General features: G+C 44.4%; 14 protein-coding genes. 7 read left to right on the top strand and 7 right to left on the bottom strand.

Annotation, left to right across the window (positions count from 1 at the left end):
* Positions 1–2: 2 nt before the first annotated feature.
* From ACFO4O_RS07800 to galU, 6 genes are all read left to right on the top strand, one after another.
* The gene (locus tag ACFO4O_RS07800) at positions 3–980 is read left to right on the top strand and encodes a hypothetical protein (protein ID WP_382407139.1); all 978 of its coding nucleotides are present in this window, start codon (positions 3–5) and stop codon (positions 978–980) included.
* A gap of 6 nt (positions 981–986) precedes the next feature.
* A complete protein-coding gene (locus tag ACFO4O_RS07795; RefSeq protein ID WP_382407137.1) occupies positions 987–2741 on the top strand; it encodes a glycosyltransferase family 2 protein in 1755 nt (584 codons plus the stop codon).
* Between the two features lie 55 nt (positions 2742–2796).
* On the top strand, positions 2797–3672 hold the full coding sequence (locus ACFO4O_RS07790) for a glycosyltransferase (protein ID WP_382407135.1): 876 nt from the start codon (positions 2797–2799) through the stop codon (positions 3670–3672).
* Positions 3673–3675: 3 nt separating this feature from the next.
* Complete coding sequence (locus ACFO4O_RS07785; RefSeq protein ID WP_382407133.1) at positions 3676–4548, top strand: glycosyltransferase family 2 protein; 873 nt, start codon at positions 3676–3678, stop codon at positions 4546–4548.
* A 163-nt stretch (positions 4549–4711) separates the two neighbouring features.
* Entirely contained in the window at positions 4712–6055 is a 1344-nt protein-coding gene (locus ACFO4O_RS07780; protein WP_382407131.1) for a UDP-glucose dehydrogenase family protein, read from the top strand.
* Between the two features lie 21 nt (positions 6056–6076).
* On the top strand, positions 6077–6976 hold the full coding sequence (gene galU, locus ACFO4O_RS07775) for a UTP--glucose-1-phosphate uridylyltransferase GalU (RefSeq protein WP_382407129.1): 900 nt from the start codon (positions 6077–6079) through the stop codon (positions 6974–6976).
* 261 nt (positions 6977–7237) lie between these two features.
* Here galU and ACFO4O_RS07770 read toward each other — a convergent pair whose 3' ends face one another.
* The 6 genes from ACFO4O_RS07770 to queF all read right to left on the bottom strand — a co-directional run bounded on the left by ACFO4O_RS07770 (position 7238) and on the right by queF (position 13143).
* Entirely contained in the window at positions 7238–7552 is a 315-nt protein-coding gene (locus ACFO4O_RS07770) for a ComEA family DNA-binding protein (protein WP_382407127.1), read from the bottom strand.
* A 233-nt stretch (positions 7553–7785) separates the two neighbouring features.
* Complete coding sequence (locus tag ACFO4O_RS07765) at positions 7786–8085, bottom strand: hypothetical protein (protein ID WP_382407123.1); 300 nt, start codon at positions 8083–8085, stop codon at positions 7786–7788.
* A 163-nt stretch (positions 8086–8248) separates the two neighbouring features.
* The gene (locus tag ACFO4O_RS07760; protein ID WP_382407121.1) at positions 8249–9256 is read right to left on the bottom strand and encodes an isocitrate dehydrogenase; all 1008 of its coding nucleotides are present in this window, start codon (positions 9254–9256) and stop codon (positions 8249–8251) included.
* Positions 9257–9367: 111 nt separating this feature from the next.
* Entirely contained in the window at positions 9368–10747 is a 1380-nt protein-coding gene (gene ppnN, locus ACFO4O_RS07755) for a nucleotide 5'-monophosphate nucleosidase PpnN (protein ID WP_382407119.1), read from the bottom strand.
* Between the two features lie 41 nt (positions 10748–10788).
* A complete protein-coding gene (locus ACFO4O_RS07750) occupies positions 10789–12300 on the bottom strand; it encodes a diguanylate cyclase (protein ID WP_382407117.1) in 1512 nt (503 codons plus the stop codon).
* Between the two features lie 18 nt (positions 12301–12318).
* Positions 12319–13143, bottom strand: a complete 825-nt coding sequence (gene queF / locus ACFO4O_RS07745) for an NADPH-dependent 7-cyano-7-deazaguanine reductase QueF (protein ID WP_382407115.1) — start codon at positions 13141–13143, stop codon at positions 12319–12321.
* A gap of 85 nt (positions 13144–13228) precedes the next feature.
* Between queF and syd the strand changes: the two genes are divergently transcribed.
* Positions 13229–13813 carry a SecY-interacting protein gene (syd, locus tag ACFO4O_RS07740; protein ID WP_382407113.1) on the top strand — a complete coding sequence of 195 codons (585 nt, stop codon included), beginning with the start codon at positions 13229–13231 and terminating at the stop codon, positions 13811–13813.
* Here syd and ACFO4O_RS07735 read toward each other — a convergent pair.
* Positions 13770–14231, bottom strand: coding sequence for a hypothetical protein (locus ACFO4O_RS07735; RefSeq protein WP_382407111.1), 462 nt, complete (start codon positions 14229–14231; stop codon positions 13770–13772). The genes syd and ACFO4O_RS07735 overlap by 44 nt on opposite strands.
* Positions 14232–14310: the final 79 nt, after the last annotated feature.

Raw genomic sequence — 14310 nt, 5'->3', positions numbered from 1 at the left:
TTTTGAAAACACTATATTTGCATGTTGGACCACATAAAACCGGTACTACCGCTATTCAAAAGTTCATGTTGGATAATCAACAAACGCTTTTTGCCGAGGGTTTACTATACCCCAAACGCTTCATCCGCATATTTGGCCATCATCACATTCGTGAGCGCATCGCACAGCGCGCTTTTACAGATGAAGATATTGCTTTCTTTAAAGATTCACAGTGTAATTTTGTTGTATCTAGTGAAGATTTAATCTCGCTTAATAAGCAAGACTTTTCTTACTTCAAGCAAAGCTTGCCCTTTCTAAATATAAAGGTGGTGTTTTCATGGCGAAGAGCCAGTTACAAGCTTTATTCAATTTGGCAGGAAGTCATCAAGCATGGCGGCACGGTCGACTTTTTTGAGTACTATCATGAACATTTAGCGCGCCCCGCAATGAGTCAAATGCTGTCGCCAGACTTAAAGCTGGGCATGTTTTCGCAAGTGTTCGGAAAAGAAAATATTTGTTTGATTGATTACGACGCCAGTGCCAATAACAACAGCTTGATTGAAGATTTTTTACAGGCGGTTGGCAGTCAAATTAACGACCAAATGACCTTTGACGCAAATAATGAGAGTGCCCGCAATGTATCGTTAAGTGTTGAAGATACCGAAACGGTAAGGGCGCTTAACTATCTCCTCAAAGATAAGGCAAGTGGTCCTATTGTGCGAACCGCTTTTCAAGAACATAAAGAAAGTCTTAGCGGCGATGATTTAAGTTATGTGCAGGGGCTTATTAACGAGTTTGCTACCGCGCTTAGAATTGGCAATTATGCCATTGATATTCGAGCAGAAAAATTAATGTCGCAGGATTACGCATCGAATATGCTCAACTATGAGCCTAGGGCAGGCAGCAAAGAGGTTAAATTACCCTCGACGAAATGGTTGTTAGATGCAAAGGCCCATGAATGCTTACTGCGTATTGCAAATAAAATGTCAGAGTTAATGTAGCGTTTTATGTTGCGGCTATTGATGCGCATGGTGCAAATGATTGTAGAATGCGTTCCTCCATCTTTACGAGTGCACTTGCGAGAAAACGCTTTACTCGCATCTCTTTATACTGCGTGGCTGTGCAAAGCTAAACTGCACCCGAGCGTTAACGCGCGTATTGCTGTGGGTAACGCGCGGCATCAGTTTGTAGAAAAGGGTGACCGCCTATATGCCAACTGTATGGCCCATCATAATGCGCTGTTAGAGCATGCTCGAGATAAGCAATCAATTGTTCGGCACGTCGACACATGTTTAATTGATTTATCTAGCCTAGTATTGGAACAGCCACCGATAATTGAAGCTCTACTTGAGCAAACGCTCCACAGTATCTCTTGCTGCTATGAGCATCCAAAGCAGGTTTGTATTGTTTATGACGCATACAAACCGCCCAGAAGGCTTCTCAATGCGCACAAAAAAGCTTTTAACATAAAGCTAGTGTCAGCGGCAAAAGCAAGCGCTGCGGCAGTTAAACCCAACACATGCATGTTTGCAATCAATGCCGGAGATTTACTTCACCGAGAATGTTTCAGCGCGCTAAATCGCGCTAACATTCAAGGGTATATCGCCTATGTAGATACCGATAAAATTCATCAGGGGCAGCGTTTTGATCCTGCTTTTTTTCCCGATTGGAACCCCGACTTGCATCTTTCAACGCGTTACATAAAAACGGGTTTGTTAATTGATAAAAGCGAGGAGTATCTCAGGCGTTTTTTTGAGCATCAAGCACGCGTTTCGAGCTTTGTGCAGGCGGAATATTTAGCTGACACGCAAATAACAATCAGTCATCTTCCTTTTGTCTTGTTACATCAGCAAGCCCGAACGTCTGAACCTGAGCAACCGCGCGATACCAGCGAGCTGTTTGAGCTCAAGGGCCAACCCTTGGTAAGCATGATTATTCCCACGTATAACGGTTATGATATTTTAAAAGACTGCGTAGAGTCTATTTTAGAAAAGACGACTTATACCCACTATGATATTTGCGTAATAAATAACAACTCAGATGACCAAGAAACCCTCGAGTATTTAAATAAGCTCAAGCGCCATCCAAAAATCACTGTTTTAGATTATCTAAAGCCGTTTAATTATTCAGCCATCAATAATTTTGCCGTAGCGCAGGTGAAAGGTGACGTGATTGCACTGATGAATAACGATGTTGAAATTATCGAGGGGGATTGGCTTGATAAAATGCTGAAGCATGTCATGCGAGAAGATATAGGCTGCGTGGGCGCAAAACTCTTGTATAGTAACGAACTCGTGCAACATGCCGGCGTGGTGATGGGCTACGGCGGCGGTGCGGGCCATGCACATAAATACCTGCCTAAAGAGCGACCGGGATACTTACAGCGTGCGATTGCGACGCAAAACTATAGCGCGGTGACGGCGGCATGTTTGTTGGTAACCCGAGAGGACTATGAAAGCGTTGGCGGTTTAAATGAAACAGATTTGACCGTTGCCTTTAACGATGTCGATTTTTGCTTAAGCATACTAGAGCTTGGCAAACGCAACGTATTTGTTGCTGAGGCTTTATTGTTTCATCATGAATCAATTTCTAGGGGGCATGAAGACACCCTCGAAAAACAAAAGCGTTTTCAAGCAGAGGTTAAGTATATGCAGCAAAAGTGGGCGGCCTATATCGAACACGACCCTGCCTATAATCCTAACCTCACGCTTCGTTACGAAAACTTCAGTATTCGAGAGAATTTAGAGCAAATACCGCTATAGAAGTGCTATAGTTTGCCCTCGAAATATACAGCCACAAGCATTATCCGGAGCAGCATTGCCAAAGTCGTTTTACTTTATAAAGCCAATATCTCTCGAGCATAGCTTCACTAGCGTTGTGGCCATGGCGACCTATGCAAACGACAATCCGGTATGGCTAGAAGAGGCTGTAAACAGCGTTTTAGCGCAAGACTATCGTGATTTTGTGTTTGTAATAGTGATTGACGGCCCTATCCCAGATGCGATTGAACAGGTCTTGCAAAAAGCCTTGCTCAACGACCAGCGCATTGTGCTAGCCAAAAGTGAGGGTAATGTAGGACTAAGTCGATGCATGAACTTTGTGATGGACTGGTGCCTGCCGTATCAACCTGAGTATTTTTTCAGAATGGATGCAGACGATATTTCTTTGCCTACTAGAATGTCGACACAAATTGCATTTTTAGAACAGCATGAGGATGTTGATGTGTTGGGCAGCGCGCTCATTGAAATTAACGAAGTCGGAAAGCAGGTAGGGGCGCGCACCTTACCCAGCGGCAATGCGAAACTAAGACGAAACATGAGCACACGTTGTCCAATTAACCACCCAACGGTGGTGTTGCGATTCTCGGCTTTGGAGCAAGGTTTTCGCTATCGAAATGACTTAAAGAACACGCAAGACTACTTCCTTTGGATTGAATTGATGGAAGCGGGCTTTAAATTTCATAATTTAAAGCAGCCCTTGCTTAAATTTCGCCGCGTTAATGACTTTTATAAACGACGCGGTATCACAAAGTCGATTAACGAATTTAAGGCGCGCATATTCGCTATGCGAGCACTTAAACGAATGCGGCTTAGATACTTGGTTTATGCATGTGCGGTGCTGGTGATGCGCTGCCTGCCTCCACCCATGGTCAAACTGGCCTATAAGTTTGACCGCTACGTGTTAAATCGCTAACGCATGCGTATCGGCGCAGTTATTGTTGCATATCACCCCGAGCAATCGACATTACAGTCGTTGATTGACGTTTTGACCGCCTCGGTTGATGAACTTGTCATTATCGATAACAGCAACAACAAACATGCCACGCTAGCAAATCAGTCACCCATTACATATATGCATTTTCCCGAGAATATTGGTATTGCTCGTGCGCAAAACGTGGGTCTGCGTCATATTAAAGAACGCAATTGTGAATATGCGCTTCTGTTTGACCAAGACTCTCGTTTGGCGCCTGATTTTGTGCCACGCCTGCAGCAAGCATTTACAGATACACAACAGCAAATAGATTCGCTCGTGGCCATTGGCCCTCAGGTGATATGCGATTTTAATAATCGTCCTGTACGTCCGAAAGTGCAAAAATATATAAAGCAATGCGGCGATGTGTTCATTGTGCCTCAAATCATTTCGTCGGGAATGTTTATTGACCTAAGTCGACTTGACGACATTGGCTACAAAGATGAGCGTTTATTTATAGACGGGGTGGATCACGAATGGTGCTGGCGCGCACAAAAAGAAGGCTATTGTGTAGGGCTTGCAGGCTCTTTGAACATGCAGCATAAACTCGGTGACCGGCGAGCCAGCTTTTTGGGGCTTAGTTATAAAGTGGGCGCACCGGTGCGCCTATACTATCAATTTAGAAACATCCTGCTGCTTTCGCGTCGCTCATATGTTCCACTTTATTGGAAGCTGCGATGCCTGTCATTGCTGCCGCTTCGGTTTATTCTTAATGCTCTGTTTCAGGCTCCGCGTATTGACCGCTTGCGCTTTATGCTCAAGGGGATTAAAGACGGCGTGTTGAAGCGAAGCGGCGCATATAGCACAAAAAAGCAGTGAGTGCCGGCTTACAAACACACGAGATAAAATAGTTAATACAGCATATTCAGTGTGGTATATTTATTATCAATGTGTTGTGTGCATGATGCGGTTGCACGTTTGGTTTGCTTGTGGTCGTAAGTACGCAAGGATTGACTTAGCCGATTAATTAAAGGAAGCATGAATGAAAGTTACGGTATTCGGAATAGGGTATGTTGGCTTAGTGCAAGCGGCAGTATTAGCCGAAGTTGGTCACGACGTAGTGTGTGTCGATGTTGACCAAAACAAAGTCGACAATCTTGAAAAGGGAATTATTCCGATTTATGAACCCGGCTTAACGCCTTTGGTAAAAAGTAATTTTGAAGCCGGTCGCGTAGTCTTTACCACCGATGCCGAAAAAGGCGTGAAGCATGGCGACCTTGTGTTTATTGCGGTCGGTACGCCACCTGATGAAGACGGCTCTGCAGATTTAAAATACGTGCTTGCTGTTGCACAGACGATTGCTATGCATATGCAGGCACACAAAATCATCATAAATAAATCTACGGTACCTGTAGGCACTGCAGACAGGGTGACGGCAAAAGTGACAGAAGTCTTGGCTGATTTGCAAAAAAGTGTGAGCTTTGACGTTGTTTCTAACCCTGAGTTTCTCAAAGAAGGCGCGGCAGTGGCCGATTGTATGCGTCCTGACAGAATTATTTTGGGCACCAGCAGTGAGCGTTCAGAGAAAAAACTCCGCGAATTGTATGCGCCGTTCAATCGCAATCATGACAAGATAATTGTCATGGATGTGCGCAGTGCTGAGTTAACCAAATATGCAGCAAACTGCATGCTTGCCACGAAAATCAGCTTTATGAACGAAATCGCTAATTTGGCCGAGCTGTTTGGCGCAGATGTCGAAAATGTGCGAAAGGGCATTGGTAGCGACCCCCGCATTGGCTATCAATTTATCTATCCTGGCTGCGGCTACGGCGGCTCGTGTTTCCCCAAAGATGTGCAAGCGCTCGTTCGTAGTGCAAAAGGTGTGGGTTATCAGGCCAAAGTGTTAGAGGCTGTTGAAGCAGTAAATTATCGTCAAAAAGAAAAGCTGTTTGACTACATTATGCGCTATTACAAAAACGATGTTGCTGGTAAAACCATCGCGCTTTGGGGTCTTTCGTTTAAGCCGAATACCGACGACATGCGTGAGGCTTCCAGCCGTGTGTTAATGGAAAAATTGTGGGAGCAGGGCGCACGCGTTCAGGCCTACGACCCTGAGGCCATGGAAGAAACACAGCGCATATATGCTGGTCAAGATCGTCTTTCATTGATGGGAACAAAAGAAGCCGCCTTAAACGGTGCTGACTGTTTGGTTATTTGTACTGAGTGGCAAGCATTTAGAGCGCCAGACTTTGAGCTGATTAAATCGAAGATTGCAGACCCTGTTATTTTTGACGGAAGAAATTTATTTGAGCCAGCGCTCATATCGGAATACGGCTTGCATTACTACGGTATTGGCCGCGGTCAATCCATTGTTCAAGCCATTTAAGATATCAACTAGGAAGAGTCTATGAGTCAAGTGAAAAAAGCCGTAATCCCTGTAGCAGGATTGGGCACACGCATGTTACCGGCTACCAAAGCCATCCCTAAAGAAATGCTGCCGGTAGTAGACAAGCCGCTTATTCAATATGTGGTCAATGAATGTGTTCAGGCGGGTCTGAAAGAAATTATTTTGGTGACTCATGCGAGTAAGAATAGCATTGAAAACCACTTCGATACTTCTTTTGAGCTAGAAGCGACCCTAGAAAAACGGGTAAAGCGACAGCTCTTAGAGGCCGTACAGCAAATTTGCCCTAAAGATGTAACCATTATGCATGTGCGTCAAGGCGTAGCTAACGGACTGGGCCATGCGGTTTTATGCGCTCTTCCATTAGTAGGCGATAATCCTTTTGCGGTTGTACTGCCCGACGTGATCATAGACGATGTATCGAGTAATCCGAAAAAAGATAACCTTGCCGATATGGTAGCGAAGTTTAATACCAGTCGCGTGAGCCAAGTTATGGTCGAACAAGTGCCTCAAGAAGACGTCTCAAAATACGGTATTGTTGATTTAGAGGGCCGCGAACTCGCGCAGGGTGAGTCTGGAAAAATGCACAAAATGGTTGAAAAGCCAGCGCTCGAAGATGCACCTTCAGACCTCGCGGTTGTGGGCCGTTACGTGCTGTCAGAAAAGATATGGGATTTACTGGCCAAAACGCCTCAAGGCGCTGGTGGTGAAGTACAGCTAACCGACGCTATTGATGCTCTGATGGAACACGAACAAGTTGATGCTTACTACATGAAGGGCAAGAGCCACGACTGCGGCAGCAAGCTTGGTTATATGAAGGCAAACGTTGAGTATGCGGTTCGTCACCCTGAACTAGGTAAGGAATTCACAGAATTTCTACAGTCGTTTTGCGCTAAACAATAGCATAAGTAAGGCTGCTCAATTTCGATGAAAGCTAGGTGCATATAAGGAAGGTTATAATGCACCTAGCTTTTTTGTTTTTGATTGGTTTACGCCGATTTGTTAGGCAATACCTAATCAAAAACTGATTAAGAACCAATCACCAACCAATCAAGAACATTTAATATACGCTTGGTATCACTGTGTTAGGAATATTGGCGCATTAGCATTGGCTCAGAACCAATGAAGCAGGACCAAGGGCTTGATACCACTCGCTCAGTAGCACTAGATCGTAACCTTATCTAACAAGCGCTCTACCATGCGTTTGCCAATGCCTTTTACATTGACTAATTCATCTACCGACGCAAAATTTCCATTAAGCTCACGATAAGAAATGATAGATTCAGCTTTTTTAGGGCCAACACCCGGTAAGCTTGATAGGGTCTCTACGTCAGCCGTATTGATATTAACAATCGATACTACCGAATTTACCTGGGTCGCGCTCTGTTGCGCCGCAGCAGGCAGGGCAACAAATAAGCTTGCAAGTGCGATACCGCAAGCGGCTAGCCAAGTTTTTAGTTTCACTGTTTTTAATGTCATCGTTTTTCTCCAAATAATGTATATTGATAATTCCATGTGCGATGCGCACAAAAAGATACTAACGAAGACAAAATGTGGCGGGTAGTTGGACCTTGGGATGGTTTTTCAAAAACAGCTTGAGAGGGTAGATTCTTGTCAAGCGTCAACAACGTGGGTAAAAGTGCCTCTACCGCTCGCTATTATTTTCAGCATGTAAGCACTCCGTCAAACTAGCTGAGGTGCAAACGTGGGTATTAAGTTTTGCGTACGATGGCCGGTATGTCGAAGTAGGCTTCGGGCGACTGCTCCTTCAAGTCAGATATGCTTTTTTTACGTGCACGACGCTCGGCAACGCTCTCTCCAAAATATTGCATATGCACATCTTCAATCAAATCTTTTTGCTCCTTACTGCTTAACAATCCCAAAAGCTTTGCTGCATGAATCAGCCCTTCTGTGCGGTATTTTTGCTTATCATCAGGTTTGCCGTCTTTGATAGCCTGATAGGTGATCATTATTTCATTGCGACAGTGCGCGATAAATTCGTCGGATGTCATAGGATTCCTACCACAGATTGATAATCTTTAAATGCGCATTATTGCTGTGTTTGTTTTAAAAGGCTAGGCTATTAAAAAACTAGGCCAGGTGCGCAATAATAGGTGCGCAATAAAAAAGAGCGCCGTAGCGCTCTCTTCTATTGCTGCTAAACAAAAACTGTACTTACAAACGCTCTAACAGCGCTTGGGTGAAATCGGTTGTACCGTGTTCACCACCTAAATCGCGTGTGGTACGGTCTGCAGACTCAATGACGTCTTTCAATGCAGAGCGAATTTTTTCGGCTTTGTCGCCCATTTTCAAATATTCTAGCATTTGAATCGACGCTAAAATGACAGAGGTTGGGTTTGCTAGATTCTTGCCAGCAATATCTGGCGCAGAGCCATGTACGGCCTCAAAAATTGCACACTCTCCACCAATGTTTGCGCCTGGTGCCATACCGAGCCCACCCACTAAGCCTGCGCATAAATCCGATAAGATATCACCGAATAAATTTGTGGTAACAATTACATCAAACTGATGTGGATTCATCACCAGCTGCATACAGCAGTTATCAACAATCATCTCGTCAGATTGGATGTCGGGATAACGCTCGCCAACCTCTCTTGCAACTTTCAAGAAAAGTCCCGAGGTAGATTTAAGGATATTAGCTTTGTGTACCGCGGTCACTTTTTTACGACCTTCTCTGCGTGCAAGTTCGTAAGCGAATACAACGATTTTTTCAGCGCCATCGCGGGTGATTTTGCTCATCGCTTCAGCTTCTTGACCGTCGTCAGAGACTCTTTGTCCCAAGCCTGAATACATGCCTTGGGTATTTTCACGCACGGTAATAATGTCGATGTCTTCATAGCGAGCTTTGGTGCCCTTAAACGAGATCACCGGACGCACGTTGGCATACAACTGAAACTGCTTTCTAAGGCTTACATTTATTGAGGTAAACCCTTCGCCTACTGGGGTGGTTAGCGGGCCTTTTAGCGCGACTTTATTCTTCGCGATTAAGTCTTTTGTTTCATCAGGAAGCAATTCACCGTGATTTTCTAGGGCCATAAGGCCAGCGTCTGCATAGTCGTATGCGAAATCGCAGCCTACTTTGTCTAGAATTTGAATGGCCGAATCAATGATATCTGGGCCAATGCCGTCGCCACGAATAACTGTAATACGTTGCTGTGTCATGTCGTTTCCTTGTTCAAGATGCTTTTTAGGCGGCGCATTCTACATGACTCGCAAAGCTTAAGGTAGTCTTAATCATGAGTATTCGCCGTATTTATATATTTAAGTTAAATGTTATACCTTTACTCGATAACAGGGGCGATATTCGCTGCCGGGCAGTTTCATGCGCCCTTGAGCAACAAACGATTGTAATAAAGCATCCATTTTTTTCATTAATACAGGGTCGCCGCTTAACTCAAATGGCCCTTGCTTTTGAATTTGTCGCACACCTTCGGCTTTTACATTACCGGCAACAATTCCTGAGAAGCACTTACGCAAATTCGCCGCAAGCGAGCCTGGGTCTTGGTCGAGATGCAAATTCAGTTTAGCCATGCTTTCATGAGTAGGGTCAAACGGCCGCTGAAAATCTTCAGGTATATGTAAACGCCAATTAAAGTTAAAAGAGTCGCCGTTATTTTGTCGGTGCTCTAATACACTTTGTTTAGCAGCTTTAAGCGCATTGGCAACCCCAGGCGCGTCGCCCACAATGATTTGATACTTTTGTTGCGCTTTCGGGCCGAGCGTGGCAGCAATAAACGCATCTATCGCCTCAAAATATTCCTTTTTATCTTCAGGCCCAGTTAATATCAGCGGAATGTTTTGGTCTGCGTTTTTCTCGTGCATTAAAAGCCCCAGCAAATACAAAAGCTCCTCGGCCGTGCCCACACCACCCGGGAATATCACAATGCCATGGGATGCTCTCACAAAGGCCTCCAGTCGCTTTTCAATATCCGGCATTATGATCAGTTCATTTACAATGGCGTTAGGTGGCTCTGCAGCAATGATAGACGGCTCGGATATGCCCACGTAGCGACCAGACTTATTACGCTGTTTAGCGTGTCCTATGGCAGCGCCTTTCATAGGGCCTTTCATTGCGCCAGGGCCGCAGCCTGTGCATATATTAAATCCTCGTAGTCCTAGCTCATAACCAACTTCTTTGGTGTATTTGTATTCATCTATTCGAATAGAATGACCTCCCCAACACACAATCAAATTTGACGGTTCGGATGAGCTAAGTGCATTTGCATGGCGCAACATGTCAAATACCATATGGGTAATCAAAGCACCGTCTTGCTCGTTGTTATTGGGCGAGGTGCCAAGTTCGGTATACATTTGATGTTTTGAACTCATGTAGAGCATATCGCGCAGCACTGCGAACAAATGCTCATGCACTCCCGCGATTAATTTACCGTCTACAAAAGCAACCTGAGGTGGGTTCACCAGTTCCATTTTAACGCCGCGCTCGCGCCTCACCAAATTTACATCAAAGTCTTTGTACTGCTCAAATAAAGCTTCGGAATCGTCTTGCTCTACCCCACTGTTTAAAACCGCCAGGCAACAATTTCGAAATACGCGATAATGCTCTGCAGATGCGCTGGTGGCTAACTGATTCACTTCAAGTTGCGACAGCTGACTCATCCAGCCCACGGGGTTTAACTGATAGGTATTGCTCATTAAGCTTCCTCTTATGATGACGTTCTGATTAAGCAGAATTTTTAAGATGGTGAGAATTGAATTTGATTGCGACCGCCTTCTTTGGCTTTAAACAACAGTTCGTCGCAGTGTTCGAATGCTAACTCAATAGTTGCATGTTCTACCATATCGGTAAGGCCAATAGACAAGGTCACACTAACGCGATTGCCTTTAAACATAAAGGGTAGTTGAGCGATTTTTTCGCGCATCGCATCGAGCCTTTCTAGGCAGTCGTTTATGTCTGCATCAGGCATGAGTGCAACAAATTCCTCACCGCCCCAACGCGCAATAAAATCAGTATCGGCCAAGTTCTTTTTGATTTGAGTAGCGATAATTTGAAGCGTTTTGTCACCCACTGAATGCCCGTATTTATCATTAATACGCTTAAAGTGGTCTATATCTAAAATGGCCATGCATAATTTGCCACCCTCGCGCTTTGCCTTTTCGAACGCGATGGCAATTTTCTCTTCGTAAGCCATTCGATTCGGCAGTTTCGTGAGCGTATCGGTCATGGCGTTAATGCGTTGCTCAAACAGTTTGTCTCTATAGCCTTGTGCTTTTTGTTCTAATTCGGTCAGGCGCTTTTGCATGCTCTCTAAAAGCGCAATCATTTTTTCTTGTTCGGCGCGCTCGTCGGCCTCACTTGCGCTAAGAGACGACTGCATTTTACTTAAGTAGTTTTGCGCTTCTCGTTTTAAATCTTCGATTCGTTGACTGTCTGATAAGGCCGTTTCGATAGCGTTTATTTGTTTTTGCATGGCCTGATTTTGTGCCGTGCGTTTTTTCATCCTAGATTTCGACTTTTCAATAGTCGACTTAATGCCTACATTAATTTTACTCAGGCTTTTATGAATGCTGTGAATGAGTTTATTGGCAGTGCTAGCTTCTTTGATAACATCCTTAATAACAAAGCGAATCATCGCCAGACAACATTCAAGTAACTCACTATGCTCAAGGCCAGAACTTAGCTTTTGCTGAAGCTGTGCAAAGGTTTTATCGTCTTTGTTGTTTGCATAATAAGGAGCAATAAGCTCCTGCAGTTCTTGGGTGATTTGTGCATGCAGGGCATCTTGCGCTTGCGCATCTGCCTGAGATTGCATCACTACGTTATTTGAAAGCGCCTTTCGAAAAAGCTGCAGCGCTTTTTCAAACTGGACGACAGGTGAGGAAGTATTGTTTTTTTCTGGGGCTAAGCTTTGAATAAACTGCCTAACTTCTTCTTTTACCGCTGGGTCGACAACATCTAGTTCATTAATTCGCTTTAATGAATTTTGAATTTGCGAGAGGGTATCAAGGTTTTTTTGCTGCATGAATTTGCTTTCTTTTTTCATTGCAGCATTAATTTTGACCGACAGTTCGCTTGCACCGTCGTAATCAGGTTTACCTGACAGCAGCTTTTTGATGTGTTTTAGCTCTTCGTCAATACTTGGACTGGTGCCTTGAAAAAAATCTACCATCGCGGTAATGAATATCGATAGTTTATCTAGATACTGTCGTGCCACCATTAGCTGTTGTTTGGGCGTCGTTTCGCTCATCAATAGGTCTCAGTCTAGTTACTGTCGTGCGAGTCTTTTATCGCCGTAGGGGGCTTCAAAGTTCGAACGAAAAGGGTTGATGTCCAAACCGCCACGGCGCGTGTAACGAGCATAAACAGTGAGTTTCTCTGGTTTGCAGTGGGTCAGAATATCGTAAAAAATCCGCTCTACGCACTGCTCATGAAATTCGTTGTGCTGGCGAAATGAAATTAAATACTTAAGCAAAGCCTCATGGTCGAGTTTGTGGCCTTTATACTTGATTAAAATGCTTCCCCAATCAGGCTGATGGGTTATTAAGCAATTAGATTTTAACAGGTGGCTGACTAAAGTTTCTTCCACCATCTCGTTGCTTGTAGTCAGGCTTTCTGGCCGAATATCGTAGTTGCTAATAGTCACATCGAGGTCGTCTAATAAGTCTCCCTCTAGCGTTGATATTTTAAGGCTCTTAAAAGATGCAAAATCAAACAGCTCTAGTGCTACTTGCTCACCCGCGCACCGCGATAAATCTTCCTGCATAGCGGCTTTTACACTACTTAGCGAGTCGAAACTTGTTTGGTTGAAGCTATTTAAGTAGAGCTTAAATGACTTAGACTCAATAAGGTTGGGCGAAGTAACGGGCACGTGGCAACGTAAAATGCCTATGAGGGGTTTGCCCTTTTTATTTAACCATGAGACTTCATAGCCATTCCAAATATCTACACCGCTGAAAGGTAGCTCCTTTGGGAGATTTATTTGTTCGCGGCTTAGGCGTCGCTCAACCGCTTGCAACAAACTAGGGTCGTACTTATCTGCATAACCAACGGCTTTCCCGAGGGTAAGCTTATCGAGTCCAAAATTATCCAATATTATATCTCTTGTTAAAAATTAACATCATTACGCGGGACTGTTATTATCCGCGCTATTATTTTATACGCGGTATCGCCCTAAAATGACTCAAACAGCCCCTGCAAAATTTGTCGACACTTTCGATGCTTTTGTTCAAGACTATATCGACCGTTCAACGCCAGATAATAGGGGTTTGTTAACCCCGTGGGATGCCCAATGGCCTTCTCAATGCGTGATGCAAGATACCGACTCACTGCACAACGACGATATAGTTCAGTGGCAGCCTGCTAGGCGACAGCCTCAGGGGGTTATGTCTAATTTAGAGCAAGCGCTGGAGTTGAAGATCCCTGACGCCTTTGAACAGCTTCTTGGTCGCTATTATAGTTTAGATTTAAATGCCGTCCACAAAAGAGGGAACGTTACCTTATTGCAGGCTTGGAATGAACATGATTATGAGCGTTTGCAAAAAAACATAATTGCACACGTGCTCATGAAAAGGCGCCTAAAGCAGCCTGATACCCTATTTTTTGCACTTACTGACGAAGACGATTTGATTATTTCAATAGAGCTTGAGAGTGCTCAAGTGATATTAGAGCCGTTGGGGCAAGTTGCACGAGAAGTACTTGCAGGCTCACTTGAGGAATTTATGTCTGATTTAAGCGCGCAACCTCAGTTTGTAAGCTTATAATTTGCGTTTCCAGCGTGCTAATGCGCGCTTCAATACGTGCTTCAGAGCGCTGCAAAATATCTTTTTCCAATAGCGCAAGGCGCTGCTCAATGCACTGCTCAATGTACTGCTCAACGTACCGCTCGACAGCCTGCTCAACAGTCTCAGTATCTGCATCGCTTAAGAGGGTGTTTGTGAGCGTTTGTCGTGGTTCACCATCCTCAGGAGTTTGTGGATTGGACGCCTTTTGATGATTGTTTTGCTTGCCAACGCGCTCTGCTTCAGGCAAGGATTGCCATCGCTGTAGTCCCTTAATCATTTTAGGTAGCGGCACTGCACTGGGCAATTTTGCACGGATGAGCCCGATGCTCGGTTTGCTCCCGTTCTGCCAAAGCTGCTGACATATTTCAACTACCTGTAAAATTTGATTATCTGCCATACACTATCCTTTTAAATTGCTTTTTCATTCAGGTGTTCTTCATCTGCTCTTTGTGAGTCTCTAGTACTCAACTCTATCA

The organism is Glaciecola siphonariae (assembly GCF_042652645.1).
GTDB lineage: Bacteria > Pseudomonadota > Gammaproteobacteria > Enterobacterales > Alteromonadaceae > Glaciecola > Glaciecola siphonariae.
This window is presented reverse-complemented; position numbering and strand designations above follow the sequence as displayed.

What these genes read in the sequence shown, in the direction of transcription:
- ACFO4O_RS07735 (WP_382407111.1), bottom strand. Translation starts at nt 14,231, where the DNA reads ATGGCAGATAATCAAATTTTACAGGTAGTTGAAATATGTCAGCAGCTT.
- ppnN (WP_382407119.1), bottom strand. Translation starts at nt 10,747, where the DNA reads ATGAGCAATACCTATCAGTTAAACCCCGTGGGCTGGATGAGTCAGCTG.
- galU (WP_382407129.1), top strand. Translation starts at nt 6,077, where the DNA reads ATGAGTCAAGTGAAAAAAGCCGTAATCCCTGTAGCAGGATTGGGCACA.
- ACFO4O_RS07765 (WP_382407123.1), bottom strand. Translation starts at nt 8,085, where the DNA reads ATGACATCCGACGAATTTATCGCGCACTGTCGCAATGAAATAATGATC.
- ACFO4O_RS07770 (WP_382407127.1), bottom strand. Translation starts at nt 7,552, where the DNA reads ATGACATTAAAAACAGTGAAACTAAAAACTTGGCTAGCCGCTTGCGGT.
- ACFO4O_RS07750 (WP_382407117.1), bottom strand. Translation starts at nt 12,300, where the DNA reads ATGAGCGAAACGACGCCCAAACAACAGCTAATGGTGGCACGACAGTAT.
- syd (WP_382407113.1), top strand. Translation starts at nt 13,229, where the DNA reads ATGACTCAAACAGCCCCTGCAAAATTTGTCGACACTTTCGATGCTTTT.
- ACFO4O_RS07760 (WP_382407121.1), bottom strand. Translation starts at nt 9,256, where the DNA reads ATGACACAGCAACGTATTACAGTTATTCGTGGCGACGGCATTGGCCCA.
- ACFO4O_RS07785 (WP_382407133.1), top strand. Translation starts at nt 3,676, where the DNA reads ATGCGTATCGGCGCAGTTATTGTTGCATATCACCCCGAGCAATCGACA.
- ACFO4O_RS07795 (WP_382407137.1), top strand. Translation starts at nt 987, where the DNA reads ATGTTGCGGCTATTGATGCGCATGGTGCAAATGATTGTAGAATGCGTT.
- ACFO4O_RS07780 (WP_382407131.1), top strand. Translation starts at nt 4,712, where the DNA reads ATGAAAGTTACGGTATTCGGAATAGGGTATGTTGGCTTAGTGCAAGCG.